Source organism: Streptomyces sp. NPDC003943, from assembly GCF_053605265.1.
This window is the reverse complement of record NZ_JBSGIW010000016.1, coordinates 82,983-108,093: the sequence shown is the minus strand read 5'-3', so window position 1 is coordinate 108,093 and position 25,111 is coordinate 82,983. Positions and strand designations below refer to the sequence as shown.

The window sequence follows — 25,111 nt, the reverse complement described above, 5'->3', positions numbered from 1 at the left end:
GCCCCCGAGTCCCGGCCAGGACTCGGGGGCGACGGGCGTTGCGGGCGTTCCCGCGGTGACAGGTGTGCCCGGTGGCGAGGGCCGTGCCGGGCGGCGAGGCACCGTCCGCGCCGTCAGTGGCGCCGGGCCGCCGCCGCCTTGCGACGGATCACGTAGACCACACCGCCCGCGGCGACGAGCACCATGGCCCCGCCGCCGGCCATCGCCCAGGCGCCGGCCGAGTCCACCGAGCCGCCCAGACCGCCCTGCACCCCGCGCGGCGGGACGAGCACGGTCGAACGGGCCGAGGGCGTCGACGTCGCGCCGCCGCTGATGGCCAGGTCCACGGAACCCTGGACCCCACCCGTGCAGTTGAACGAGACGGTGTAGACGGCACCCCGCTTGGCGTCGAGGTCCACCGTGGCGGTGGCCGCCGAGCCCGGCGCGATGGTGACCGTGTCGAAGATGCCTGACGAGGCCGTCGCCGTACTGGCGCAGCCCGGGGCACTGAGCGTGACCCGGCCGCCCGGCGCGACCACCGAGGGGGAGACGACGAAGAGGCTCGCGACCTTCCCCGGCCGTCCGCCGGCCTTGGGCGCCGGGACTCCGTCGGCGGCCGCGGATACTGCGACGGGGGCGGTCAGGGCGAGGGCGGCCGCCCCCAGAACTGTGATGGACGCGGCACGTATCGCGCGCATGATCAGACCTCCGGGTCCCCGAGGAGCAGCTGCGGAAGGGGTTTCCACAAAGGCAGGGGATGCACCTCGATACCCGAAACGCTAGGAGCGCCCTATCACAGTCGCGATCCCAGGCGCGCGAATGGGGCACCGGTGTCCCCCGAACGGCCCACGGCCCGTCCGCCGTCACGGCACCCCGGGTCAGCCCGTGAGCTGCGGGAACAGGTCGGTGAACGGCCCGGCGGTGGCCGCGATGCCCCGTCCGAACGGCGCGTCGAAGTCCCAGATCAGGAACAGCAGGAAGGCGATGAGCGCGCTGAACAGGCCGGCGAGCAGCAACTCCCGTCCGGTGCGCCGGATCTGGAGCGTGAAGATCAGGCCCACCGTCACCAGGGCGCCGATGATGAGGCCGAACCAGACCACGCCCGGCATCGTCTCGCCCGCGTTCTGCCCGCGCGCGCCGCGCGCGTCGTCGACGACGGCGACCTGGTCCACGAGCGGCTGGTACGCCTGGCCCTCGAAGTCGTTGGCGGGCTGGTAGTCCGTCACGCCGCGGCGGATCTTCTCGAGCAGCTCCGTCCCCTTGTCGCTGAGCTCGCCGTGGTCCGCCATGTACGGGAACTCCTCGTCGACGACGTACGACACGTACGCGTCGATGTCTGCCCGGATCTTCTGCCGCACCGGCACCGGGTAGACCTCGACCCGCTCGGAGATCTCGTGCAGCGCCTGCGCCTCCTGTCGCACGGTCTCCTGGGCGGCGCTGCGGGCCTCCCAGACGCCGGCGATGGCGAGGCCGAGGACGATGGCGTACACCACGCCGATCATCATCGTCATGTACTCGATGACGTCAGGGGTCTCGCTGGGGTCGTCGTCCTCGGGGATCCGGCGATGGTTGAAGACCACGATGGCGAGCACGACGGCGCACGCCGCGGCCATCGCGAGAGTGAGAACAAGCCATTCGGACAAGGTTTCTCCAGAATCGTCAGAATCGTCGTAAGAGGTTGATCAGGTGCCAGGTGCCAGGTGCCAGGTGCCAGGTGCCAGGTGCCAGGCGATCAGGTGGTCGGCCGGTCGGGCGGTCGGGAGGTCAGCGGGACGAGCGGGGGCGCAGGATGGCCGTCGCCAGTACCGCCGGGGCCGTGACGAGCAGGGTCGTGGTGAGCACGTTCGGGGAGCTCTTGGGCTTGGCCCGGGCCGCGCGCTTGTAGTGCGGCAGAGCCACCGGCCCGGGGGCGGGCGGACGCGGGCGCACGGTCGGCGAAGGGGGCGGGGACGGCGGCGGTGGCGTCGGCTCCGCCTCCGGCGTGGCCGGATCCGGGGCGGGGCGCGGCGGCGCGGGCCGGGGCGGGGCCGGCTTCGGCGGGGGAGCATGCCGCGGCGGCTTCGGCGCGGGCGGCGGCGGTGCGGGCTTCGGCTCCGGCTTCGGCTTCGGCGGATGTGTCGGGTGCGGCGGATGCGTGGGGTGCGGAGGGTGCGACGGGTGCGGGGGATGGCTCGGGTGCGGGGGATGCGACGGGTGCGGCGGGTGGCTCGGGCGGCAGGGCCCCGGCCCGACGGACACGATGGCGACGCTCGACCCGTCCGGCCCGGTCGAGGCGTACGCGCACGCGTCGGCGGTCGCGGGCACGGGTGTGGCGAGCAGCCACACCAGCGCGCCGGCCGCGAACGGCCGCGTCAGGAGCGGCCCGTAGCGGGACAACCCGTTCTGAGACAAGAGAGACACGCCGAGCAGCTTGATCAGACGCGTCGCCCCGGCGGGCCGGAACGGCCCCGGATTCCCCGGATGGAGCGGATCTCGCGGTGTACGGGTTTGACGTTTCGGCGTCTTCTGTCGACTCACGCGTGATCAACGCCGCCAACGCCCTTGCCGTTGCGGGTGGTTAGGGAGTATTGAGAGACGTCCGACGAGGTCCGGAGCCGTCCGTGCCCGGAACTGGCCGGTTGTCGCCGCTCGTTGGTCGGGACCGACCGGGCCGCGGCCCTCCGGGCTGCGACGGAAGCCTCGTTCGAGCATCCGCGCGACCATGTGCACGTGAATGTGCACGGTCTGAAGGCGTGAACTCTTCCTTACCTACCGCACATGCCATTGGCGTGTGACCAAGAACGGATCGCGAATTTCCGTTTCTACTCGCTCTCTCGGCGGGCGATCAGTAGCCTCAGCTCGAACGTCGGCCGCGCACACCTGGCCGCATCCCCCATGGCGACTTGTTGGAGACTTTGATGGAGCGTCCCGCCTGGGCCCCGCCGGGCATCGATATTTCGGTGCCGAGCGTGTCCCGTATGTACGACTTCTATCTGGGCGGCTCGCACAATTTCGAAGTGGACCGGGAAGCGGCCCGGAAGGCCATGGAGTTCCTGCCGGGGCTGCCGAAGATCATGCAGGCGAACCGTGCCTTCATGCGCCGAGCCGTACGCCACGCCGTCGACAACGACGTCACCCAGTTCCTGGACATCGGCTCCGGCATACCGACCTTCGGCAACGTCCACGAGGTCGCCCAGGCCGCCACGGACCAGGCGCGGGTCGTCTACGTCGACCACGACCCGGTCGCCGTCGCCCACAGCCGGGCCGTGCTCGACGGCGACGACCGCACGGCCGTGGTCGCCGCCGACCTGCGCAAGCCGCGCGAGATCCTGCACAGCCCCGAGGTCGGCGAACTCCTCGACCTGGACCGCCCGGTGGCCCTGCTGCTCGTCGCCGTGCTGCACTTCCTGGAGGACGCCGACGAGCCCGCCGCCGCCGTGGCCGAGCTCCTCGACGCGCTCGCGCCCGGCAGCCTCCTGGTCGTCACCCACGCCTCCTACGAGGGCGTCCCGGTCCCGCAGGAGCGGGCCGCCGGCACCGTCGGCGTCTACCGCGACATCCGCAACCCGCTGGTGATGCGCTCCCGCGAGGAGATCGCCCGCTTCTTCGAGGGCACCGAGCTCGCCGAGCCCGGACTCGTCCCGATGCCGCTGTGGCGGCCGGACAGCCCGGACGAGGAGGAGGATCCGTACGCCTTCTCCGGCTACGCAGGGGTGGGGCGCAAGCCGTGAAGGTGTCCTCCACGACCTCCGTCGCCGACGCCGACGGGCCCGAAGACAGACTCAGGCGGTTCGTGACCATCTGGAGCCGTGCCGTGTTCCCGGTCACCGCCACCTCGATGACCCGCCAGGAGTTCGAGCGGCACCTGCTGCCGCCGGCCCGGGAGCTGTGCGCGGCCCTGCACGCCCGGCCCTTCGACAGCGCCCCCGCGCACCGCGTCGGGCAGGCCCTGGTGGCCGCCCACTGCACCGACCCGGACGCGCTCGCCCGCAGCCTCGGCGTGGTCGACGCGTACCTGGTGCTCTACTGCGCGGAGGGCGCCGACGGCGCGGGCACGGCGGAGGGTGCCGTGCCCGACACGGCGCTCGACGCACCGCTCGACGCCGAGGAGCTGCGCGCCCGCTGCTCCCGGCTCCAGCACGCCATGGCCGCCGGCTTCGCGCAGGCCCTGCGCGAGCGGACGCTCGCCGAGCAGGAGTCCATCGCCCACTCGGCGCTCTCGGCCCGCAGCGCCGCCGAGTTCGCCCTGCACGCCACCGAGAGCCGCTTCCGCGCGGTCTTCGAGGGCGCGGCCATCGGCATCGGCATCGCCGACCTCGACGGCAACGTCCTGGAGGTCAACGAGACCCTCACCCGGATGTTCGGCGGCCTGGAGCACACCGTGCTCAGCCGCAACATCGTCGACTGGGTGCACCCCGAGGACGGCCCGCACGTCTGGCGGCTCTACGACGAGCTGGTCCGCGGCGAGCGCGAGAACTACCGCGTGGAGAAGCCGTTCTACCGCAGCGACGGCACCGCCCTGTGGACCAACCTCACCGTCTCGCTGCTGCGCGACGCGGCCGGCGTCCCCCGCTACCAGCTGGCGCTCATGGAGGACACCACCGAGCGGCGGCTGCTCAACCTGCGGCTGCGGTACGAGGCGACGCACGACGCCCTCACCGGCCTGCCCAACCGCACGCTGTTCTTCGAACGCCTGGAGAAGGCCCTCGGGCCGGGCGCCGACAGCCGCTTCGGGCTCTGCTACCTCGACCTCGACGGCTTCAAGGTCATCAACGACAGCCTCGGCCACTCCACCGGCGACCGGCTGCTCGTCGAGGTCGCCGACCGGCTGCAGAGCTGCGTCACCGCGCCCGGCGAGATGGTCGCCCGGCTGGGCGGCGACGAGTTCGTCGCCCTGACCACCGGGCCCGGCACCGAGCGCCAGGTCGCCGAGCTCGCCGAGCGGATGCTCGCCGCGCTCGCCACTCCCATCGGCGTCGACGGCCGCGAACTCACCGTGCGCGGCAGCGTCGGCATCGTCGAGGGGCCGGCGGGCGAGCGGACCGCGGCCGAGGTGCTGCGCAGCGCGGACATCACCATGTACCGGGCCAAGTCGGCGGGCGGCAACCGCTTCGAGTACGCCGACGCCGAGGCCGACGCGCGCGCCATCACCCGGCACGGGCTCACCACCGCGCTGCCCGCGGCCCTGGAACGCGGCGAGTTCTTCATCGAGTACCAGCCGCTGGTCCACCTCGGCGACGGCAGCGTGCACGGCGCCGAGGCGCTCGTCCGGTGGTGCCACCCGCAGCACGGGGTGCTCGGGCCCGACCGGTTCATCCCGCTCGCCGAGAACACCGGCCTGATCGTGCCGCTCGGCCGCTGGGTGCTCCAGGAGGCCGTGCGGCAGGCCCGCTTCTGGCAGGACGAGGCCCCCGGCGGCCAGCCGGCCACCGGCCCGCTGCGGATCAACGTCAACCTGTCGCCGACCCAGCTGCACCACCCGGGCCTGGTCGCCGAGACGGTCGACGTCCTGGAGCGCGCCGGACTCGAACCGGGCGCGCTCTGCCTGGAGGTCACCGAGTCGGCCCTGATCGGCGCGGACGAGGACCTGCTCAAGCCGCTGCGGCAGCTCGCCGAGATGGGCGTGGACATCGCGCTCGACGACTTCGGCACCGGTTACTCCAACCTGGCGAACCTGCGCCGGCTCCCGGTGAGCGTCCTCAAGCTGGACCGTTCCTTCACCCAGGGCATGCAGCAGCACCCGGCGGACCCGGTCGACCTCAAGATCGTCGAGGGCATCGTCCAGCTCGCCCACAGCCTGGAGCTGGCCGTCACCGTCGAGGGCGTCGAGACCGGCGCCCAGGCACAGCAGCTGCGCGACCTCGGCTGCGACACGGCCCAGGGCTGGTACTACGCGCGTCCCGGCGCCCCGGACCGGATCCGCTCGCTGGTGCTCGCGGACGCCGTCTAGGGCCTGTCCGGCCATGCTCCGCCGGACCGGCCTCAGTCCTTGGGGGCGCCCCTGCGGGAGGCCATGAGCAGCTTCTGCAGCTCGCGGGCCGCCCGCGGAGGCGCCACGTCGCTGCGGTGGGCCAGCGCGATCGTCCGGCGCAGGCCCGGCCGGGCCAGGGCCGTGACCCGCAGGTCGCGGCCCGTCCGCGCCGCGACCATGGCCGGCACGACCGCGAGGCCGAGCCCGGCCCGTACGAAACCGAGCACCGCGTCCATCTCGCCGCCCTCCACCGTGAACGACGGCTCGAAACCCTCCGCCCGGCAGGCCGCCACGGTCAGCTCCCGCAGGTCGTAGCCGTGCCGGAACATCACGAGCGGCTGGTCGCGCAGATCCGCGATCCTGACCGGCCGGCGCGGCGCGGGCGCCGAGGCCGCGGAGACCACCACCAGGTCCTCGGTGAGCAGCTCCACCGTGGTCAGCGCGGGCGACGGCGTCGGCAGCGGCAGCACCACCAGCGCCAGGTCGAGCGCGCCGCGCGCCAGGTGCCGTACGAGGTCGTGCGAGCCGCCCTCCTCGATGAGCAGCCGGATCCCCGGGTGCAGGTCGTGGAAGGTGCGCAGCACGTCCGGCAGCAGCCCGGTGCACAGGCTGGGCGTCGCCCCGAGCCGCACCCGGCCCCGCCTGAGCTGCACCAGCTCCTGCACCTCGTGGCGCGCGGTGTCGGTGTCGGCGAGGATCCGGCGGGCCAGCGGCAGCAGCGCCTCGCCCGCGTCGGTCAGTGTGATGTTGCCCCGGGCCCGGCTGAACAGCTCCGCGCCCAGCTCCTGCTCCAGGGCCTTGATCTGCTGCGAGAGCGAGGGCTGCGAGACATGGACCCGCTCGGCGGCCTGGGTGAAGTGCCGGGTCTCGGCCACGGCGACGAAGTAGAGGAGCTGCTGGAACTGCATGGCACCAGCCTACCCGCGCCCATAGCCTGCGCCTATCGAGATCAGCCGAACCATGTCTTGGACCTCTCGGGGCGGTCGCCCCTACCGTCGCTGACATGGCTCTGGCAACCAAGTCCGATCGGCGGACCGCGCCGCCGCCCGCCCCCACCCGCGGCTTCTGGGCGTCGACCATCGGCAAGAAGACCGTGATGGCCGTGAGCGGCCTGATCATGCTCGCCTATCTCGTCGCCCATGTCGCGGGCAACCTCAAGGTCTTCTTCGGCCCCGAGGAGTTCAACGGCTACGGCCACTGGCTGCGCGTCATGGGCGCCCCGGTGCTGCACCACCACTGGGGCCTGTGGATCGCCCGCGTCGTGCTGCTCGCGTCGGTCGTGGCGCACGCCGTCTCCGCGTACCAGCTCAGCCGGCGCGACCTCAAGGCCCGGCCCACCCGCTACGTACACCGCCGCAAGCGCTCCTCCTACGCCACCCGCACCATGCGCTGGGGCGGCGTGATCGTCGGCCTCTTCGTCGTGTGGCACGTCCTCGACCTGACCACCGGCACCGTGCACCCCGGCGGCTTCGAGGAGGGCAAGCCCTACCAGAACGTCGTGGACACCTTCTCCACGTGGTACGGCGACGTGATCTACATCGTCGCCATGCTGGCCGTCGGACTCCACGTCCGGCACGGCTTCTGGAGCGCCGCCCAGACCCTCGGCGTCGGCAACGCGCGCCGCGAACGCGTCCTGAAGTTCCTGGCCGACGCCCTCGCGCTCGTGCTGACCGCCGGCTTCGTCTCCGTACCCGTCGCCGTCATGACCGGAGTGGTGAGCTGACATGACCCTTTCCGACCACGCCGCCTACGAGGTCGGCGAACCGATCGCCGACACCAAGGCCCCCGCCGGCCCCATCGCCGAACGCTGGGACACCCGCCGCTTCCAGGCCAGGCTCGTCAACCCCGCCAACCGCCGCGGCCACCGCGTCATCGTCGTCGGCACCGGCCTCGCCGGCGGCTCCGCCGGCGCCACCCTCGCCGAACAGGGCTACCAGGTCGTCCAGTTCTGCTTCCAGGACTCCCCGCGCCGCGCCCACTCCATCGCCGCCCAGGGCGGCATCAACGCCGCCAAGAACTACCGCAACGACGGCGACTCCATCCACCGCCTGTTCTACGACACCGTCAAGGGCGGCGACTTCCGCGCCCGCGAGTCCAACGTGCACCGGCTCGCGCAGATCTCCGTCGAGATCATCGACCAGTGCGTGGCCCAGGGCGTGCCCTTCGCCCGCGAGTACGGCGGACTGCTCGACACCCGCTCCTTCGGCGGCGTCCAGGTCTCCCGCACCTTCTACGCCCGCGGCCAGACCGGACAGCAGCTCCTCCTCGGCGCCTACCAGGCGCTGTCCCGGCAGATCGCCGCCGGAAACGTCGAGCTGCACGCCCGTACGGAGATGCTCGACCTGATCGTCGTCGACGGCCGGGCCCGCGGCATCGTCGCCCGCGACCTCGTCACCGGCGAGATCTCCACGCACTACGCCGACGCCGTCGTGCTCGCCACCGGCGGCTACAGCAACGTCTTCTACCTCTCCACCAACGCGATGAACTCCAACGCCACCGCCGTCTGGCGGGCCCACCGGCGCGGCGCCTACTTCGCCAACCCCTGCTTCACCCAGATCCACCCCACCTGCATCCCGCGCACCGGCGACCACCAGTCCAAGCTCACCCTGATGAGCGAGTCGCTGCGCAACGACGGCCGCATCTGGGTGCCGAAGGCGGTCGGCGACACCCGCCCGGCGAACGAGATCCCCGAGGACGAGCGCGACTTCTACCTGGAGCGCGTCTACCCCTCCTTCGGCAACCTCGTCCCCCGCGACATCGCCTCCCGGGCCGCCAAGAACGTCTGCGACGAGGGCCGCGGCGTCGGCCCCGGCGGGCAGGGGGTCTACCTCGACTTCGCCGACGCCATCCGGCGGATGGGCCGGGCCGCGGTCGAGGAGAAGTACGGCAACCTCTTCGACATGTACGAGCGGATCACCGCCGAGAACCCGTACGAGGTGCCGATGCGGATCTACCCCGCCGTGCACTACACGATGGGCGGACTCTGGGTCGACTACGACCTCCAGACCACGATTCCCGGCCTCTTCGCCATCGGCGAGGCCAACTTCTCCGACCACGGCGCCAACCGGCTCGGCGCCTCCGCCCTGATGCAGGGCCTCGCCGACGGCTACTTCGTGCTCCCGGCCACCATCAACGACTACCTGGCCCGCCACCCGCACGCCGAGGCCGTCACCGACGCCCACCCGGTCGTCCGCGAGGTCCTCGCCGAGACCGAGGACCGGCTCCACCTCCTCCTCGCCGTCGACGGCGACCGCACCCCGGACTCCTTCCACCGCGAACTCGGCGAACTCATGTGGGAGTTCTGCGGCATGGCCCGCACCGACGAGGGCCTGCGCAAGGCGCTGCGCCGCATCCCCGAGATCCGCGAGGAGTTCTGGCGCCGCATCAAGGTGCCGGGCACGGGCGAGGAGTTCAACCAGTCCCTGGAGAAGGCCAACCGGATCGTCGACTACCTGGAGCTCGCCGAGCTGATGTGCCTCGACGCGCTGCACCGCGAGGAGTCCTGCGGCGGCCACTTCCGCGAGGAGTCCCAGACCGCGGACGGCGAAGCCGCCCGCCGCGACGAGGAGTTCTCGTACGCCGCCGCCTGGGAGTTCCGGGAGACCGGCGCCCCGGTGCTCCACAAGGAAGACCTCACCTTCGAACACGTCCACCCCACCCAGCGGAGCTACGCATGAGGCTCACCCTGCGCGTCTGGCGCCAGAAGAACGCCGACGCCGAAGGCGCCATGGCCACCTACGAGGTGGACGGCATCTCCTCCGACATGTCCTTCCTGGAGATGCTCGACACCCTCAACGAGGAACTGATCCTGCGCGGCGAGGACCCCGTCGCCTTCGACCACGACTGCCGCGAGGGCATCTGCGGCGCCTGCAGCCTCGTCATCAACGGCGACGCCCACGGCCCCGAGCGCACCACCAGCTGCCAGCTGCACATGCGCTCCTTCCGCGACGGCGACACCATCGACGTCGAACCCTGGCGGGCCGCCGCCTTCCCCGTCGTCAAGGACCTGGTCGTCGACCGCTCCGCCTTCGACCGCATCATCCAGGCAGGCGGCTACGTCTCCGTCCCCACCGGTTCCGCACCCGAGGCCCACGCCACCCCGGTACCCAAGGCCGACGCCGACCTCGCCTTCGAACACGCCGAGTGCATCGGCTGCGGCGCCTGCGTCGCCGCCTGCCCCAACGGCTCGGCGATGCTCTTCACCTCCGCCAAGGTCAACCACCTCGGCGTCCTCCCGCAGGGCGCCCCCGAGCGCGAGACCCGGGTGCTCGACATGGTCGCCCAGATGGACGCCGAGGGCTTCGGCGGCTGCACCCTCACCGGCGAGTGCGCCACGGCCTGCCCCAAGGGCATCCCGCTGTCGTCGATCGCGGCCATGAACAGGGAGTGGCTGCGGGCGCGCCGCAAGGCCGGGCGTTCCTAGGGGGTGTCTCGCCGATCAGGCCGGGCTCGCCGAGACACCCCCTAGCCGGCGCCGCTGTGGCGACCTCCGGGCGGGGCGCCGAGAATGGGAGGGCCGGAAGGTGAGCACGGCGGCGCCCGCCCGCGGAGGGGTCCCGGCCCCGAGATCCGGCAGGGACCCAGGTGATCAGGGATGTGCCGCTGGCTCGCGTACTGGGGAACACCGGTGCTGCTCGACACCATTCTCTACAGACCGGCCCACTCACTGATCGACCAGAGCCTGCACTCCAGACTCGGCGTGGAGACCACCAACGGCGACGGGTTCGGAGTCGGCTGGTACTCGCCGGAGAACGACACTCCGGCGCTGCTGAGAGACGTCGGCCCGGCCTGGAACAACCGCAATCTGCGGGAGCTGGCGGACCACGTCCGGTCCCCGCTGTTCTTCGCCCACATCCGGGCGTCGACCGGGACGGCGGTCCAGCAGTCGAACTGCCACCCCTTCCGGCACGGCCGCTGGATGTTCATGCACAACGGCGCCATCTCCGGGTTCCCCCTGGTGCGTCGTGACCTCACCCTGGGGGTCGACCCCGGGCTGTACGCGGACATCGAGGGCACGACGGACTCCGAGGTGATGTTCTATCTCGCGCTCACCTTCGGCCTCCAGCAGGACCCGCCCGCCGCCGTCGCCAGGATGGCGGGCGTCGTCGAGCGCGTGGGCCGCGAGCACGGGGTCGAGCACCCCCTCCAGATGACGCTGGCCATCACCGACGGCGAGCGCCTCTGGGCCTTCCGCTACTCCAGCGCTCATACCTCCCGCTCGCTGTACTACAGCAGTCAGGTCGAGGCGCTGCGCAGGCTCCACCCCGACGTCGCCTTCCTGCGGGAGGTCTCCGACGAGACCCGCCTCGTCGTCTCCGAACCCCTCGGGGACCTGCCCGGTGCCTGGAACGAGGTGCCGGAGAACAGCTACGGCGTCGTCCAGCCCGGCACCGACGAACTGCACCGGTTCGCCCCGACGCCGGCCTGACGGCGTCACCCGCCGGGCACGCGCGCCGCGGGCGTCACAGGCCGAGCCGGGCCGCCAGGTAGGGCGCGGTGCGGCTGCCGGGCACCCGGGCCACCTCCGCGGGCGGCCCCTCGGCCACGAGCCGGCCGCCCTCGTCGCCACCCCCCGGGCCCAGGTCGAGCACCCAGTCGGCGCCGGCCACCACGTCCATGTCGTGCTCGACGACCACCACCGTGTGGCCCGCGTCGACGAGGCCGTGCAGCTGCCGCATCAGCACCTCCACGTCCGCCGGGTGCAGTCCCGTCGTCGGCTCGTCCAGGACGTACAGGGTGTGCGCCCGGCGCGGCCGCTGGAGCTCGGCGGCCAGCTTGATGCGCTGGGCCTCCCCGCCCGACAGCTCCGTCGCCGGCTGGCCGAGCCGCAGATAGCCGAGGCCCACGTCGAGCAGCGTGCGCAGACTGCGGGCCGCCGCCGGGGTGTCCGCGAAGAACTCCGCCGCCGCCTCCACGGTGAGGTCGAGCACCTCCGCGATGGTCAGCCCGCGCAGCCGCACCCGGAGCGTCTCCGGGTTGTAGCGGGCGCCCTGACAGTCCGGGCACGGCGCGTACGTGCTCGGCAGGAACAGCAGCTCGACGGAGACGAACCCCTCGCCCTGGCAGGTCTCGCAGCGCCCGCCGGTGACGTTGAAGGAGAAGCGGCCCGCCTTGTAGCCGCGCGCCCGGGCCTCCTCCGTCTCCGTGAAGAGCTTGCGCACCACGTCGAACAGACCCGTGTACGTGGCCAGGTTGGAGCGCGGGGTCCGGCCGATCGGCTTCTGGTCGACCGTCACGACCCGTGCCACGCCCTCCTGTTAGCCGGCGGCCTCCGTCAACGCGCCCACCAGCGTCGACTTGCCCGATCCCGACACACCCGTGACCGCCGTGAGCACTCCGAGCGGGAACGCCGCGCGCAGACCGCGCAGATTGTGCCGGGTGACCGGCCCGAACCGCAGCCGGCCGGCCGGTTCGCGCACCTCCCGCTCTTCCGGCGCCGCCCGGTCGAACAGGAACCGGCGGGTCGCCGACTCCGCCACCTCCGCAAGGCCCGACGGGGGTCCGCTGTGCAGCACCCGGCCGCCGTGCTCCCCGGCCCGCGGCCCCACGTCCACCAGCCAGTCGGCGCGCCGCACCACATCCAGGTGGTGCTCCACCACGAACACCGTGTTGCCGGCCGCCCGCAGCCGCTCCAGGGCCACGAGCAGCGCCTCCGTGTCCGCCGGGTGCAGCCCGGCGGACGGCTCGTCGAGCACGTACACGACCCCGAACAGACCGGACCGGAGCTGGGTGGCGAGCCGCAGCCGCTGCAGCTCCCCGTTGGACAGCGTCGGCGTCGCCCGGTCCAGGCTCAGATAGCCGAGACCCAGCTCCGTGACCGTACCGATCCGCGCCACCAGGTCCCCGGTGAGCACCCGGGCGGTCTCCGATCCGCCCGAGCCGTTCTCCAGCGTCCGTGCCAGCTCGTTCAGCGGCAGGGCGGCGAGCTCGGCGATCGTACGGCCCGCGAAGGTCACCGCGAGCGCCTCGGGCCGCAGCCGGCTGCCCCCGCACACCGGGCACGGGGCGCTGGTGAGGAAACGCTCGGCCTTCGCCCGCAGCGTCGCGCTCTTCGAGTCGGAGAAGGTGTGCATCACATAGCGCCGGGCGCTCATGTACGTGCCCTGGTACGGGCGTTGGATGCGCCCGGCCTCCCGTACCGGATGCACCGTCACCACCGGCTGTTCGTCGGTGAAGAGGATCCACTCCCGGTCCTCGGCCTTCAGCTCCCGCCACGGCCGGTCCACGTCGTACCCGAGCGTGTCCAGTACGTCCCGCAGGTTCTTGCCCTGCCACGCCCCCGGCCAGGCCGCGATGGCGCCGTCCCGGATCGACAACCCCGGGTCGGGCACGAGCAGTTCCTCGCTCGTCTCGTGCACCCGGCCCAGGCCGTGACACGAAGGACAGGCCCCGGCGGCGGTGTTGGGGGAGAAGGCGTCGGAATCGAGACGCTGCGCTCCCGGCGGATAGCTGCCCGCACGGGAGAAGAGCATCCGCAGCGAGTTGGACAGCGTCGTCACCGTGCCCACGGAGGAGCGCGCGTTCGGCGCCGCCCGCCGCTGCTCCAGCGAGACCGCCGGCGGCAGCCCCGTGATCTCCCCGACCTTCGGCGCCCCCACCTGGTGGATCAGCCGGCGCGCGTACGGCGCCACCGACTCGAAGTAGCGGCGCTGCGCCTCCGCGTAGATCGTGCCGAAGGCGAGCGACGACTTCCCCGAACCCGACACCCCGGTGAAGACGGTCAGCGCGTCACGCGGGATGTCGACGTCGACGCCCCGCAGATTGTGCTCGCGCGCGCCCCGGACCCGTACGAACGGGTCATGGGGTGCGGCCGGAGTGGCGGGGCTGGGGGTGAACGGGTCGGTGCCGGTGTCGCGCATCCGCCGATTCTAGGCCCGGCTTGCCACGTTTGCCCTGGTCAGCCCGGCCAGCCGGGCGAGCGAGCGGTACGAGTCGAGCAGCGCGCCCCGGTCGTGGGTGCTCGTCGTCACCAGGACCTCCTGCGCGCCGGTCTCCCGCACCACGCGCGCCAGCGCGTCGGCGACCTGCTCCGGCGTGCCGTACACATGACCGCGCAGCCCGGACTCGTAGAAACCGCGCTGCTTCTCCGACATCTCGAGCGTCTCGATCCGCTCGGGCGGCAGCAGCGGCGGGAACTCGCCCCGGGTCCGCGAGTACGCCAGCGACCACGCCTCCGGCATCAGCAGCCGTCGCGCCGCCTCCTCCGTCCCCGCCACGGCGACCGTGCCCGAGACCACCACATACGGCTCCGCGGCCCACGGCGACGGCCGGAACGCGGCCCGGTAGGTGTCGATCGCTTCGCGCAGCCGGGCCCGGCCGCGCAGGTCCCCGACGACCAGCGGCAGCCCGGCCGCCGCGGCGATCGCCGCGCCCTCACCCGTGGCGAGCACGAACGGCGGCACCCGCAGGCCCTCGGCGGGGCGGGCGTGGACCTGGCGGTGGACGGTCTGCTCGCCGGTGAACCAGCCGAGCAGCTCGTCCAGTTGCTCCGCGAACCGGTCCGCGTCCTCCTTGTCCCGGCCGAGCGCCCGCCGGATGCCGTCGGTGAAGCCGACGGAACGTCCCAGGCCCATGTCGATCCGCCCGGGAAACAACGACTCCAGGACGCCGAACTGCTCCGCCACCACCATCGGCTGGTGGTTCGGCAGCATCACCCCGCCCGTCCCGACCCGGACCCGGCTGGTCGCCGCCGCAACGGCGGCCGCCAGCACGGTGGGCGCCGAGCCCGCCACACCCGGCACGCCGTGGTGCTCCGACACCCAGAACCGGTGGTAGCCCAGTGCCTCCGCCTCGCGCGCCAGGCGAACCGTGTCGCGCAGCGCCTGGCCGCCGTCCTCGCCCTCCCGGGTGCGGGAACGGTCGAGAACGGAGAAGCGGATGCCGTCGAAGGCGGACGGCGGCGTCGTCATGGTGCTCACAAAGGGTTCAACACCACGCGCCGCCGGGGATTCCCCGAGGCGCGGCGCGCTCCCTAGGCTGGGGGAGTGACCCGACACCGCAGGCCCGTGGCCGTCTTCGACCTCGACAACACCCTCTCCTCCACCGCCCACCGTCAGCACTTCCTCGAAGGGCGCCCGCGCGACTGGGACGGCTTCTTCACCGCCGCCCCCGAGGACCCGCCGCTCGCGCGGGGCGTCGCGCTCTGCCGGGAGACCGCGGAGGAGTGCGACATCGTCTACCTCACCGGCCGGCCCGAGCGCTGCCGCCGCGACACCCTCGACTGGCTCGCCGCGCACGGGCTCCCGGAGGGACCGGTGCACATGCGCCGCGAGCGGGACTTCCGCCCGGCGCGGCAGACCAAACTGGACGTGCTGCGCCGGCTGGAGCGCGAGCGCGAGGTGCGGATGCTCGTGGACGACGACGAGCTGGTGTGCGACGCCGCCGAGGCGGCGGGGTTCACCGTCGTACGCGCCCGGTGGGCGGCGGAGTCGGAGGCGCTGAAGGAGGCGCAGGAGACGGAGGGACGGACCTGAGTTGCGCCTCAGGCGCTGTCCTCCAGTCGGAAGCCCACCTTGAGACCCACCTGGTAGTGCTCGATCGCCCCGTCGACGAGATGGCCGCGCATCTGCGTGACCTCGAACCAGTCGAGGCCCCTGAGGGTCTGCGAGGCGCGCTCGATCCCGTTGCGGATGGCCTGGTCGATTCCTTCGGTGGACGTGCCGACGATCTCGGTGACGCGGTAGGTGTGGTTCGACATGGAGCCGGACTCCTCTCGGGGTGCCCTCGGTGCGTTCCCTCCACCGTGCCCCACCGGCCCGGGGTCCGCGACACGTCCGCCGCCGGCCGGGCGCTGCGCCGCCGCCCGGATCGCGGCCCGCGGGGACTTGACCATCCCTATTGGTCCAGACCAGAATCCAGGCCACCAACCCGCGCGAACCTCCCGTTCGGTCCCCCCACACGTCGGGTCAGCCCCCTACGCAGAAGGTGACCAACGTGAAGAACCGCCGTCTCGTCTGTGCCCTTGCAGTCGTCTCCGCCCTCGCCCTCGCCGGGTGCGGGCTGCTCCCGGGCGGCGGGAGTTCCACCAGGACGGTGAACGTGTGGCTGATGCGCGACAGCGTCAGCGACGACTTCCTGAAGCGGTTCAAGGAGTCCTTCGAGGCCGAGCACGACGGCGTCGAACTCCGGGTCACCATCCAGGACTGGACCGGCATCGGGAAGAAGGTCACCGAGGCCATCGAGGGCCCCGGCGGCCCGGACGTCATCGAGGTCGGCAACACCCAGGTCGCGCGGTACGCCGACACCGAGAAGCTCTACGACCTCACGCTGGAGTCGGTCCGCGACCTCGGCGGCCAGGACTGGCTGCCCGGTCTCGCCCAGCCCGGCAGCATCGACGGCGCCCAGTACGGCATCCCCTGGTACGCGGCCAGCCGCATCGTCATCTACAACAAGGACCTCTTCGAGCAGGCCGGCGTCAAGCCGCCGAAGAGCCGCGCCGAGTGGCTCACCGCGACCGAGAAGCTCGACCAGGGCGACGAGCAGGGGATCTACCTGGCCGGCCAGGACTGGTACACGCTCTCCGGCTTCATCTGGGACGAGGGCGGCGAACTCGCCGTCGACAAGGGCGGTGTGTGGGCCGGAGCCCTCGACACTCCGGCCGCCCTGCGCGGCATGGAGTTCTACAAGGAGCTCCAGTCGCTCGGCGACGGCCCGAAGGACGCCGACGAGCAGAACCCGCCGCAGGCCGAGGTCTTCGCCAGGGGCGACGTCGCCCAGATCATCGCGCCGCCCAGCGCCGTCCCCGCCATCACCAAGGCCAACCCCGCCCTCAAGGACAAGCTGGGCTACTTCGCCATACCCGGCAAGAAGCCCGGACGGCCCTGCGCCGTGTTCACCGGCGGATCCGACCTGATCGTCCCGGAGAACGCGCCCGAGCGCACCGCCGCCATCGACGTCGTCAAGGCCCTCGCCGGCGAGAAGTGGCAGGGCGAACTCGCCCGCGCCATGAACTACGTGCCCAACAAGACCACCCTCGCCTCCGTCGTCGCCGGCCAGGAGGCCACCGCCACCATGGCCGTCGCCGCCGCCCGCGGCCGCGCCACCCCCAACTCGCCCCAGTGGGCCGACGTCGAGGCCGACAACCCCATCAAGCCCTACATGACCTCCGTCCTCATGGGTGACGACCCCAGGAAGGCCGCCGAGAACGCCTCCGACAAGATCACCGACAGCCTCGCCGAGTAGGGGAACCGCCCAGCGGGGCGGAGCCGGCCCGGACCGCTCCGCCCACCATTCAGCGCCTCCACACCAACCGGCCCCCGGACGGTCACGTCGAATCCAGCCGGCAGCGGAAGAAACGAGGGGCCGGGCCACCGCTCGCACGGCCCGGCCCCGACCGTCCCTTCCGTACCGCCGGAGGAGCCCGACATGGCCGCCGTACCCCTCGCCCAGCCCGTCGCCGTACCCGTGGACGGACCCCTCGCCGCCGTACCGGCCCAGCCGCACCCCGACGGCGCCCCGCAGCCCCGCTACGTCGTGGGCCTCGCCCGCGACCAGGAGGACGTCCGGGCCGCCCAGCGGCTGCGCCACCTGGTCTTCGCCGGCGAGATGGGCGCCCACGTCGACGGGCCCGAACCCGGTCTCGACAGCGACGCCTTCGACGCCTACTGCGACCACCTCCTGGTACGCCGGGAGGACACCGGCGAGGTCGTCGGCACCTACCGGGTGCTGCCGCCCGAGCGCGCCGCCGTCGCCGGACGGCTCTACTCGGAGAGCGAGTTCGACCTCACCCGGCTCGCCCCGATCCGCCACGACCTCGTCGAGGTCGGACGTTCCTGTGTGCACCCCGCCCACCGCAACGGCGCCGTCATCGCCCTCGTCTGGGCCGGTCTCGCCCGCTACATGACCCGCACCGGGCACAACTGGCTGGCCGGCTGCTGCTCCGTCCCGCTCGCCGACGGCGGCACCCTCGCCGCCACCACCTGGGACACCGTGAGGACCAAGCACCTCGCCCCCGAGGAGTACTGGGTCACCCCGCACCGGCTGTGGACCCCCGACGCCGCCGTGCCGCCCGCCCGGGGCCGCGTCGAACTGCCTGCGCTGCTGCGCGGCTACCTGCGGCTCGGCGCCTGGGTGTGCGGAGCGCCCGCGTACGACCCCGACTTCGGCTGCGCCGACCTCTACGTCCTGCTGTCGCTCGACCGCACCAACCCCCGCTACCTGCGCCACTTCCTCTCGCTCGCCCCGGCCCGGTGAGCACCCCCGCCGCCGCGTCGCCGTGGCTGCCCACGGCACCCTGCACGCCCGGCCGGTGCGCCGCGCACCCCGGGCCCGCGGCCGCGGCCCGCGGCACCGCTGCCGCTGTGCTCCGGCTGACCGCCGGGCTCGCCGCGGTCCTCCTCGGCGTGCTGCTGTCCCCGCTCGCGGTCCCGCTCCCCGCGGCGGGGCGCCGGCTCCTCGTCCGGTGCTGGTGCCGGAGCGTGCTGTGGGCCTTCGGCGTACGGATCCGGGTCACCGGCCGGGCCGTGCCCCGCTCCGGGCCGCTGCTGGTCGTCGCGAACCACATCTCCTGGCTGGACATCCCGCTGATCGCCGCCGTGCTCCCCGGCCGGATGCTGGCCAAGCGCGAAGTGCGCGGCTGGCCCGTGCTCGGACCGCTCGCCGCGCTCGGCGGGACCCTGTTCATCGACCGTGACCGGCTCAGGAGCCTGCCCGGCACGGTCGGCGCGATGGCCTGTGTCCTCGCCGGCGGCGGCCGGGTGATCGTCTTCCCGGAGGGCTCGACCTGGTGCGGGCGGGCGCGAGGGGTGTTCCGCCCGGCCGCGTTCCAGGCCGCGGTGGATACCGGATCCGATATCCAGCCCGTACGGATCGACTACACACCCGTGGGGGCCGCCGCGTACGTGGGCGACGACACCCTGGGGGCCTCGCTGTGGCGGATCGCGACGGCGCGGCGGCTGGTCGCGGAGATACGGATATTGGATCCGATATCCAGCACCCAACATCCGGGCTCCAGCACCCAACATCCGGGCTCCAGCACCCAATATCCGATGTCCAGCACCCGATATCCGGGATCCGGCATCCGGTCTCCCGACCGCCGCACCCTCGCCCGCGCGGCCCACACGGCCGTCGCCCTGGATCCGACCTCCGATATCCCGGAGCCGACCTCCGATATCCAGGATCCGCGCTCCGGGGCCGCCCTCCCCGCCGTCCCCGCTCAGCCCACCGTCGCCAGAGAGAGCGCGAACCGCCCCGCCTCGTCCGTCCACCAGCGCGACAGCGTCAGTCCCGCCTCCGCCAGTTCCGCCCGCACCCCCTCCTGACGGAACTTCGCCGAGATCTCCGTCCGCAGCTCCTCACCCGCCTCGAACGGCACCACCAGATCCAGCTCCGGGATCTTCACCACGAGCGCGTGCCGCGCCCGCAGCCGCATCTCGATCCACTCCCGCTCACGGTCCCAGAGCGCCACATGGTCGAAGTCCTCCGGGCGGGCGTCCGCCCCGAGCTCCCGGTCGATGACGGCGAGCACGTTCTTGTTGAACGCCGCCGTCACTCCGGCCGCGTCGTCGTAGGCCGCGACCAGTGTCGCCTCGTCCTTCACCAGGTCCGTGCCGAGCAGCAGCGCGTCACCCGGCGTCAGCATCCCCCGTACCGCCCGCAGGAACCGCTGCCGCTCGTCCGGCAGCAGATTGCCGATCGTGCCGCCCAGGAACGCCACGAGCCGCGGCCCCGGCGTCGCGGGCAGATCCAGACCGTGGGTGAAGTCGGCCACCAGGGCGTGCACGGTGAGTTCCGGCAGGTCCGCGAGCAGCACCGCGCCCGCGCCCTTCAGCGCCGCCTCGCTCACGTCCACCGGTACGTAGGCGACCAGCTCCGGCAGCAGGGCGTCGATCAGGTACCGGGTCTTCTCCGAGGACCCGGAGCCCAGCTCCACCAGGGCCCGCGCCCCGGTCGCCGCGGCGATCTCCGGGGACCGGGCGATGAGGATCTCGCGCTCGGCGCGCGTCGGGTAGTACTCGGGCAGCCGGGTGATCTCCTCGAACAGGTCGCTGCCGTGCGCGTCGTAGAACCACTTGGGCGGCAGCTCCTTCGGGGTGCGGGTCAGGCCGTGGAGCACGTCGGCGCGCAGCGCGGCGTCCGTGGCGTCCTCGGGGAGGGTGCGGGTCAGCTGGAAGGGGCTCACGGGGAGGGCTCCTCGATGGGGCTGAGGACGACGCCGGTGCGGGCGGCGGTGAGGACCGTGCGGTCCGGCACCGCCGTCCAGCGCGGATCGTCGTCGTACGGTTCGGAGGCCACGACCGTCCGGTCGGGCCCGGTGAGGTAGCAGAGCGAATCCCCCCACGTGGTCGCCGCGATCGTCGCCCCGTCGGTCAGCAGCAGATTGAGCCGGGCGCCGGGGGCGGCCTCCGCCACCTCCCGTACGGTTCCGGCGAGCGCCCGCCCGGGCGGCTCCCCGGCGCGCAGCCGGTGCAGCGCGAGCGCCCAGATCAGGGCCGAGTCCGTGCGCGCCTCCAGGGCGAGCAGCGCCGGGGCCGGCAGGGTCGCCGCCACCGGGGCCAGCACGTCCGGCCAGCCCGGTATGGCCCCGTTGTGGCTGAACAGCCACCGGTCGGACGCGAACGGCGCCGCCGCCGCCTCCCCGTCCGGGCCCGGCACGGTGGCCCCGCGCACGGCGGCGAGCAGCGCCCCGGTCCGTACCACCCGGGCCAGATCGGCGAAGCCCGGGTCGCCCCAGATCGGCGTGGCCCGCCGGTAGCGGGCGGGCACCGGATCGCCCTCCGCGTACCAGCCGACCCCGAAACCGTCCGCGTTGACCACTCCGCTGCGCTGCGTCTTCGGCTCCCAGGACTGCCGCTCCAGGGAGTGCGGGGGACGAAGGAGCAGCTCTCCGAGTGCCAAAGGGGCACCGAGGAAGGCCAGATGACGGCACATCAGGCGGGCTCCGCGTTCCGGGCGGTGCGGAAGCCGGAGAAGATCTGGCGCCGCACCGGCAGGTCCCAGTTGCGGAAGGTGCCCCGGCAGGCCACCGGGTCGACGGCGAAGGAGCCGCCGCGCAGCACCTTGTGGGCGGGCCCGAAGAACACCTCCGAGTACTCCTTGTACGGGAAGGCCCGGAAGCCCGGATACGGCAGGAAGTCGCTGGCCGTCCACTCCCACACGTCACCGATCAGCTGCCGCACCCCGAGCGGGGACGCGCCCTCGGGACAGCTCCCGGCGGCCGCGGGCCCCAGGTGCCGCTGCCCCAGGTTGGCGTGTACGGGCTCGGGGTCGGCGTCGCCCCACGGGTAGCGGCGCGAGCGGCCGGTCGCCGGGTCGTGCCGGGCGGCCTTCTCCCACTCGGCCTCGGTGGGCAGCCGGCGCCCGGCCCAGCGCGCGTAGGCGTCCGCCTCGTACCAGCTCACGTGCAGCACCGGCTCGTCCTCGGCCACCGGCTCGGTCGCCCCGAACCGGCGACGCAGCCACTGCCCGCCCTCGTGCCGCCAGAACAGCGGTGCCTCGATGGCATGTTCACGGATCTGCGCCCAGCCCTCCGGCTGCCACCACCGCTCGTCGCGGTAGCCGCCGTCGGCCATGAAGGCCAGATAGGAGCCGTTGGTGACGGGCACGGTGTCGATGAAGAACGACGGGACGATCCGGGTGTGCGCGGGGCGCTCGTTGTCGAGCGCCCACGGCTCGTCGGACGTGCCCATGATGAAAGGGCCGCCCGGCACCAGGACTTCGTGCTCCAGCGGGCCGCCGGACTCCTTCACCGGCGGGGGAGGGGCGGACAGGGCCGCGGGCCCCGTCCGCAGCTGATGTGTGATCAGCATGGTCTCGTCGTGCTGCTGTTCGTGCTGCGCGATCATCCCGAAGGCGAACGCCGCCTCGACCAGCGGCCCGGCCCCGTCGAACCGGGCGCCGTCGAGGACGTCCAGAATCCGGCCGCGTACGTCCGCCGCGTACGCCCGCGCCTCGGCGGGCGCGAGCAGCGGCAGCGACGGCCGCGACGCGCGCGGGTGCTGGAAGGCGTCGTACAGCGGGTCGATCTCGGGCCGCAGCGCTTCCCGTCCGCCGACGGCCCGCCACAGCCACTGCTCCTCCTGGTTGCCGATGTGCGCCAGGTCCCACACCAGCGGCGACATCAGCGGCGAGTGCTGCGCGGTCAGTTCACCGTCGTCCACGCACGAGGTGAGCAGCGCGGTGCGCTCCCGCGCCCTCGTCAGCGCCACCACCGCCCGCTGCTTCACATCCCGTTCGGCCGGCGCGGTCATGACGCCACCTCCTGCAGCTCGTCGGCCGGGCACGCGCCCCGCAGTACGTACCGTTCGTGGAAGGCGGCCACCCCGCCCGTCACCTCGGCGGTCGCCCCGATCCGGGGCAGCGCCTCCAGGGCGGCGGCGAACACCGAACGCGCGGCGGTGCGCAGCGCCGGATCCGTGAGGCCGTCCCGGGCCGCCGCCCGCCACAGCGGATTGCGCGGCGCCGGACCGGGCCCGGCGAGCGCAGCCAGCGGCGCCACCGCCCGCTCGGCCGCCTCGGCAGCCACCGGGTCCTCGAAGAGTGCCGTGGTCACGGCCACCGGCACCATCCAGCCGTCCCGGCCGGACTGGGCGTCGATCATGCGCAGCTCCATGTGCCCGCGCGGCCGCACCGGCGGGAAGAGAGTCGTCAGGTGGTAACGCAGGTCGTCCGTGTCGGCGCGGCGCGGCGCGCCCGTGCGCAGCCACTGCCGGAAGGTCAGCCCCTCCGGCACCGCCCACGGCCCGCTCTCGGTCCGTACGCACATCACCGGCGTGTCCAGGACGTGCGCCGCCCACTCGGCACGGGGCTCGCCGTCCGCCGACGGGGCCAGCGCCCGCGACGGATCGAGCTCCGTCCACAGCGCCTGCCGGGTCGACCGCCAGCCGGTCCGCCGCCCGCCGTGCACCGGCGAGTTGGCGAACGCCGCCACCAGCACCGCGCCCAGCAGATGCGCGAGCCGCCAGCGCCGCCGGTAGCCCAGCGGCCCGGAGTCGTCCAGCCCGGCGTCGAGACAGACCTGCACGGACGCCGACTCGCACATCATGGCCCGCCCGGCCGGACCCGTCCGGCCGAGGACGAGCTCCATGGCGTCGTAGCGCGGTTCGTGCAGCACCCGCGCGCGGGGCGCGTGCCACGGGTCGACCCCGTAACCGCTGAGGCCGAGTCCGAGGGGAGCGAGCGCCTCCCGCACCGCCCGCAGATCGGCGGCGAGCGAGTCCAGGCACTCCATGAGGGAGGCGGCGGGCCGCGAGCTGAGCTCCAGCTGCCCGCCGGGTTCGAAGGTGAGCGCCGCCACCAGCGGCAGCGCCCGTACGGTGTCGATCGCCGCGGCCAGCCGGGCCGGCGCAACGGGAAGACGGGGATCACGCAGTTCGTGGACGAGCCACTCCAGCTCGGCCCCGACCGTGCGCGGCGGCCCCGTCTTGAAACAGATGCCCCGCAACAGGGCCTCGGCCTCGCTCTCGGACAGCGGAGGACCGCCCCGGGGTATGCCGCTCGACGACGGTGTCGTCATCGCTTCACCTCCTGGGAAAGCGCTGATTCCACCTAAAGCCACGACTCCCGGGCGTGCAAGAGCGCCTCACGGGCCACCGCCGGGCACCGCCGGGGCCCGTCCGGCGGATCAGGGCCCGCCGCGAAAGGGAAAATCCTTTGCCGCCCCGGCCGCGGGTCGATCATGCTTTCGGGACATGAGCGCACGACTGCGGGCCCTGGCCCGCGAGACCGAGGAGATCGTGGCGGCGGGCCGCTACACCACCCCCGACGGCCGGACCGTCGACCTCGCCGGGCAGCTGACCGCGGCCCTGGCCGGGACCGCACTGCACGGCCCAGGACCGGTCGCCGTCACGCCCGACACCGACCGCACGACCACCCTCCAGGTCACCGGCGAGAGCAGCCTCGCCGCCGCCCGCCGCATGACCCGCGAGCAGCCGGGCGCCCCCGTCGCCGTCCTCAACTTCGCCTCCGCCCGCAACCCGGGCGGCGGCTACCTCAACGGCGCCCAGGCGCAGGAGGAGGCCCTGTGCCGCTGCTCCGCCCTGTACGCCACGCTGCTGCGCGCGCCCGAGTACTACGAGCACCACCGCGCCGAAAGAGACCCCTTCTACACCGATCGGGTCATCCACTCGCCCGACGTGCCCGTCTTCCGCAACGACGGCGGACGACTGCTCGACGAACCCTTCACGGTCGGCTTCCTCACCTCACCCGCCCCCAACGCCGGGGTGATCCAGCGCCGCACCCCCGAGCTCGCCGACCGCGTCCCGGCCGCCCTCGCCACCCGCGCCGAACGGGTCCTGGAGACCGCCGCCGCGCACGGCTACCGCCGGCTCGTGCTCGGCGCCTGGGGCTGCGGGGTCTTCCGCAACGACCCGGCCGTGGTCGCGGGCGTCTTCAAGGCGCTGCTCACCGGCGGCGGACGGTTCGCCCGCCACTTCGACGAGATCGTCTTCGGCGTGCTGGACCGGACCCGCGACCGGGCCACCCTCGGGGCCTTCCAGCGCGTCCTGGGCTGACATGCGGCTCTCGTACCCCCGTGCGAGTCTGGAACGAGATCCAGCCAGGAACGGGAGGCACGATCGTGGGCAAGAAACAGACCCGGGTCAACAAGGGTGCCCGCACCGGCGGCCATGAACACCGGACGGCCCCCGCCGCCAAGGAGACCCCGCACGAGCCCGTCAGGTCCGAGGCACCGCGCCCGACCCTGGACGTACCGTCGCACCGCAGGGAACGGAAGTTCGGGCACAACTGAGTCACGGGACGGGGGCGGTTGACCGCCGAAGGGGCGAGGTGTGGATGATGTACCTCCGTTCACGCTCGTCCCTGGGGGGAACATGCGTACCATCCGTCGCACGGCCGGCGTCGCCGTCCTGTCCGCCGCCGTGCTCGCCGGACTCACCGCGTGCACCGCGTCCACGTCCGACACCGACGCGACACCGGAACCGGCCACCTCGGCGCCGACCGCTCCCGGGAACATGGCGCAGGGCGACGGAGAGTTCATGGCCGACCTCAGAGGCGGCAGCGTCGAACGAGCCATGGGCCAGCTGACCGGCGGGATGCAGGTCGAGGACGTCTCCGGCCAGGGGCGGCAGGTCCCCATGAACGCCACCGACTGGAAGATCTGCACCCAGGATCCCGCCCCCGGGGCCCGCATCGAGCCGGGGAAGAGGATCGTCCTCGGCGCGGTGAAGCAGGACGAGAGCTGCTGACGTACGAACCCACCGTACGAGAAAGGGGCCGGGCGCGACT

General features: G+C 73.0%; 24 protein-coding genes and 1 pseudogene. 14 read left to right on the top strand and 11 right to left on the bottom strand.

The window, feature by feature from the left end; translation table 11 throughout:
* Window positions 1-113: 113 nt before the first annotated feature.
* From ACWEV0_RS10145 to ACWEV0_RS10135, 3 genes are all read right to left on the bottom strand, one after another.
* Complete coding sequence (locus ACWEV0_RS10145; protein ID WP_453148128.1) at window positions 114-677, bottom strand: hypothetical protein; 564 nt, start codon at window positions 675-677, stop codon at window positions 114-116.
* Between the two features lie 180 nt (window positions 678-857).
* A complete protein-coding gene (locus ACWEV0_RS10140; RefSeq protein WP_453148126.1) occupies window positions 858-1,622 on the bottom strand; it encodes a bestrophin-like domain in 765 nt (254 codons plus the stop codon).
* A 121-nt stretch (window positions 1,623-1,743) separates the two neighbouring features.
* Entirely contained in the window at window positions 1,744-1,878 is a 135-nt protein-coding gene (locus ACWEV0_RS10135) for a hypothetical protein (RefSeq protein WP_453148124.1), read from the bottom strand.
* Between the two features lie 340 nt (window positions 1,879-2,218).
* Here ACWEV0_RS10135 and ACWEV0_RS10130 point away from each other — a divergent pair, with 340 nt between their 5' ends.
* The 3 genes from ACWEV0_RS10130 (at window position 2,219) to ACWEV0_RS10120 (ending at window position 5,908) form a co-directional block, all read left to right on the top strand.
* Entirely contained in the window at window positions 2,219-2,347 is a 129-nt protein-coding gene (locus ACWEV0_RS10130; protein WP_453148122.1) for a hypothetical protein, read from the top strand.
* Between the two features lie 529 nt (window positions 2,348-2,876).
* Complete coding sequence (locus ACWEV0_RS10125) at window positions 2,877-3,689, top strand: SAM-dependent methyltransferase (protein ID WP_453148121.1); 813 nt, start codon at window positions 2,877-2,879, stop codon at window positions 3,687-3,689.
* Window positions 3,686-5,908 (top strand): putative bifunctional diguanylate cyclase/phosphodiesterase, encoded by a 2,223-nt coding sequence (locus ACWEV0_RS10120; RefSeq protein WP_453148119.1) that lies wholly within the window; start codon window positions 3,686-3,688, stop codon window positions 5,906-5,908. Before ACWEV0_RS10125 ends, ACWEV0_RS10120 begins: the two co-directional genes overlap by 4 nt.
* A 32-nt stretch (window positions 5,909-5,940) precedes the next feature.
* Here the strand turns inward: ACWEV0_RS10120 and ACWEV0_RS10115 are convergent, their stop codons facing one another.
* Entirely contained in the window at window positions 5,941-6,837 is an 897-nt protein-coding gene (locus ACWEV0_RS10115) for a LysR family transcriptional regulator (protein ID WP_453148117.1), read from the bottom strand.
* Between the two features lie 95 nt (window positions 6,838-6,932).
* Between ACWEV0_RS10115 and ACWEV0_RS10110 the strand changes: the two genes are divergently transcribed.
* The 4 genes from ACWEV0_RS10110 (at window position 6,933) to ACWEV0_RS10095 (ending at window position 11,357) form a co-directional block, all read left to right on the top strand.
* Entirely contained in the window at window positions 6,933-7,652 is a 720-nt protein-coding gene (locus tag ACWEV0_RS10110) for a succinate dehydrogenase (RefSeq protein ID WP_453148115.1), read from the top strand.
* A gap of 1 nt (window position 7,653) precedes the next feature.
* Window positions 7,654-9,606, top strand: coding sequence for a fumarate reductase/succinate dehydrogenase flavoprotein subunit (locus ACWEV0_RS10105; protein WP_453148114.1), 1,953 nt, complete (start codon window positions 7,654-7,656; stop codon window positions 9,604-9,606).
* Entirely contained in the window at window positions 9,603-10,352 is a 750-nt protein-coding gene (locus ACWEV0_RS10100; protein WP_453148113.1) for a succinate dehydrogenase/fumarate reductase iron-sulfur subunit, read from the top strand. Before ACWEV0_RS10105 ends, ACWEV0_RS10100 begins: the two co-directional genes overlap by 4 nt.
* Window positions 10,353-10,523: 171 nt before the next feature.
* Entirely contained in the window at window positions 10,524-11,357 is an 834-nt protein-coding gene (locus tag ACWEV0_RS10095; protein WP_453148111.1) for a class II glutamine amidotransferase, read from the top strand.
* A 34-nt stretch (window positions 11,358-11,391) separates the two neighbouring features.
* On the opposite strand, the pseudogene ACWEV0_RS10090 reads toward ACWEV0_RS10095, so the two are convergent.
* Window positions 11,392-13,788 (bottom strand): annotated as a pseudogene (locus ACWEV0_RS10090) (ATP-binding cassette domain-containing protein).
* 9 nt (window positions 13,789-13,797) lie between these two features.
* Window positions 13,798-14,838: an MsnO8 family LLM class oxidoreductase gene (locus ACWEV0_RS10085; protein WP_453148109.1), complete on the bottom strand. Its 1,041-nt coding sequence runs from the start codon at window positions 14,836-14,838 to the stop codon at window positions 13,798-13,800.
* 75 nt (window positions 14,839-14,913) lie between these two features.
* Between ACWEV0_RS10085 and ACWEV0_RS10080 the strand changes: the two genes are divergently transcribed.
* Entirely contained in the window at window positions 14,914-15,402 is a 489-nt protein-coding gene (locus tag ACWEV0_RS10080) for a phosphatase domain-containing protein (RefSeq protein WP_453148108.1), read from the top strand.
* A gap of 8 nt (window positions 15,403-15,410) precedes the next feature.
* Here ACWEV0_RS10080 and ACWEV0_RS10075 read toward each other — a convergent pair whose 3' ends face one another.
* On the bottom strand, window positions 15,411-15,626 hold the full coding sequence (locus tag ACWEV0_RS10075) for a dodecin (protein ID WP_453148107.1): 216 nt from the start codon (window positions 15,624-15,626) through the stop codon (window positions 15,411-15,413).
* A 236-nt stretch (window positions 15,627-15,862) separates the two neighbouring features.
* Here ACWEV0_RS10075 and ACWEV0_RS10070 point away from each other — a divergent pair, with 236 nt between their 5' ends.
* From ACWEV0_RS10070 to ACWEV0_RS10060, 3 genes are all read left to right on the top strand, one after another.
* Window positions 15,863-17,110, top strand: a complete 1,248-nt coding sequence (locus ACWEV0_RS10070; RefSeq protein ID WP_453148105.1) for an extracellular solute-binding protein — start codon at window positions 15,863-15,865, stop codon at window positions 17,108-17,110.
* Window positions 17,111-17,293: 183 nt separating this feature from the next.
* The gene (locus ACWEV0_RS10065) at window positions 17,294-18,121 is read left to right on the top strand and encodes a GNAT family N-acetyltransferase (protein ID WP_453148103.1); all 828 of its coding nucleotides are present in this window, start codon (window positions 17,294-17,296) and stop codon (window positions 18,119-18,121) included.
* The gene (locus tag ACWEV0_RS10060; RefSeq protein WP_453148101.1) at window positions 18,118-19,188 is read left to right on the top strand and encodes a lysophospholipid acyltransferase family protein; all 1,071 of its coding nucleotides are present in this window, start codon (window positions 18,118-18,120) and stop codon (window positions 19,186-19,188) included. Before ACWEV0_RS10065 ends, ACWEV0_RS10060 begins: the two co-directional genes overlap by 4 nt.
* Here the strand turns inward: ACWEV0_RS10060 and egtD are convergent.
* From egtD to egtA, 4 genes are read right to left on the bottom strand one after another with little or no spacing between them, the layout of a single operon-like run.
* Complete coding sequence (gene egtD / locus ACWEV0_RS10055) at window positions 19,083-20,048, bottom strand: L-histidine N(alpha)-methyltransferase (protein ID WP_453148099.1); 966 nt, start codon at window positions 20,046-20,048, stop codon at window positions 19,083-19,085. The two genes, ACWEV0_RS10060 and egtD, sit on opposite strands and share 106 nt — an antisense overlap.
* Window positions 20,045-20,797, bottom strand: coding sequence for an ergothioneine biosynthesis protein EgtC (gene egtC, locus ACWEV0_RS10050; protein ID WP_453148097.1), 753 nt, complete (start codon window positions 20,795-20,797; stop codon window positions 20,045-20,047). Before egtC ends, egtD begins: the two co-directional genes overlap by 4 nt.
* Complete coding sequence (gene egtB / locus ACWEV0_RS10045; RefSeq protein ID WP_453148095.1) at window positions 20,797-22,116, bottom strand: ergothioneine biosynthesis protein EgtB; 1,320 nt, start codon at window positions 22,114-22,116, stop codon at window positions 20,797-20,799. The genes egtC and egtB overlap by 1 nt, the downstream gene beginning before the upstream one ends.
* Window positions 22,113-23,381 (bottom strand): ergothioneine biosynthesis glutamate--cysteine ligase EgtA, encoded by a 1,269-nt coding sequence (gene egtA / locus ACWEV0_RS10040; RefSeq protein ID WP_453148093.1) that lies wholly within the window; start codon window positions 23,379-23,381, stop codon window positions 22,113-22,115. Before egtA ends, egtB begins: the two co-directional genes overlap by 4 nt.
* A gap of 175 nt (window positions 23,382-23,556) precedes the next feature.
* On the opposite strand from egtA, the gene ACWEV0_RS10035 reads away from it, so the two are divergent.
* From ACWEV0_RS10035 to ACWEV0_RS10025, 3 genes are all read left to right on the top strand, one after another.
* Window positions 23,557-24,378 (top strand): TIGR02452 family protein, encoded by an 822-nt coding sequence (locus ACWEV0_RS10035; protein ID WP_453148091.1) that lies wholly within the window; start codon window positions 23,557-23,559, stop codon window positions 24,376-24,378.
* A gap of 65 nt (window positions 24,379-24,443) precedes the next feature.
* Window positions 24,444-24,614, top strand: coding sequence for a hypothetical protein (locus ACWEV0_RS10030; RefSeq protein WP_453148090.1), 171 nt, complete (start codon window positions 24,444-24,446; stop codon window positions 24,612-24,614).
* An 82-nt stretch (window positions 24,615-24,696) separates the two neighbouring features.
* Complete coding sequence (locus ACWEV0_RS10025; RefSeq protein WP_453148088.1) at window positions 24,697-25,071, top strand: hypothetical protein; 375 nt, start codon at window positions 24,697-24,699, stop codon at window positions 25,069-25,071.
* The last annotated feature ends 40 nt before the right edge of the window (window positions 25,072-25,111 follow it).

Coding starts and splice junctions, on each gene's coding strand:
- ACWEV0_RS10145 (WP_453148128.1), bottom strand. CDS start 677: ATGCGCGCGATACGTGCCGCGTCCATCACAGTTCTGGGGGCGGCCGCC.
- ACWEV0_RS10130 (WP_453148122.1), top strand. CDS start 2,219: ATGGCGACGCTCGACCCGTCCGGCCCGGTCGAGGCGTACGCGCACGCG.
- ACWEV0_RS10125 (WP_453148121.1), top strand. CDS start 2,877: ATGGAGCGTCCCGCCTGGGCCCCGCCGGGCATCGATATTTCGGTGCCG.
- ACWEV0_RS10115 (WP_453148117.1), bottom strand. CDS start 6,837: ATGCAGTTCCAGCAGCTCCTCTACTTCGTCGCCGTGGCCGAGACCCGG.
- ACWEV0_RS10110 (WP_453148115.1), top strand. CDS start 6,933: ATGGCTCTGGCAACCAAGTCCGATCGGCGGACCGCGCCGCCGCCCGCC.
- ACWEV0_RS10105 (WP_453148114.1), top strand. CDS start 7,654: ATGACCCTTTCCGACCACGCCGCCTACGAGGTCGGCGAACCGATCGCC.
- ACWEV0_RS10100 (WP_453148113.1), top strand. CDS start 9,603: ATGAGGCTCACCCTGCGCGTCTGGCGCCAGAAGAACGCCGACGCCGAA.
- ACWEV0_RS10095 (WP_453148111.1), top strand. CDS start 10,524: ATGTGCCGCTGGCTCGCGTACTGGGGAACACCGGTGCTGCTCGACACC.
- ACWEV0_RS10085 (WP_453148109.1), bottom strand. CDS start 14,838: ATGACGACGCCGCCGTCCGCCTTCGACGGCATCCGCTTCTCCGTTCTC.
- ACWEV0_RS10075 (WP_453148107.1), bottom strand. CDS start 15,626: ATGTCGAACCACACCTACCGCGTCACCGAGATCGTCGGCACGTCCACC.
- ACWEV0_RS10065 (WP_453148103.1), top strand. CDS start 17,294: ATGGCCGCCGTACCCCTCGCCCAGCCCGTCGCCGTACCCGTGGACGGA.
- egtC (WP_453148097.1), bottom strand. CDS start 20,797: ATGTGCCGTCATCTGGCCTTCCTCGGTGCCCCTTTGGCACTCGGAGAG.
- egtB (WP_453148095.1), bottom strand. CDS start 22,116: ATGACCGCGCCGGCCGAACGGGATGTGAAGCAGCGGGCGGTGGTGGCG.
- egtA (WP_453148093.1), bottom strand. CDS start 23,381: ATGACGACACCGTCGTCGAGCGGCATACCCCGGGGCGGTCCTCCGCTG.
- ACWEV0_RS10035 (WP_453148091.1), top strand. CDS start 23,557: ATGAGCGCACGACTGCGGGCCCTGGCCCGCGAGACCGAGGAGATCGTG.
- ACWEV0_RS10025 (WP_453148088.1), top strand. CDS start 24,697: ATGCGTACCATCCGTCGCACGGCCGGCGTCGCCGTCCTGTCCGCCGCC.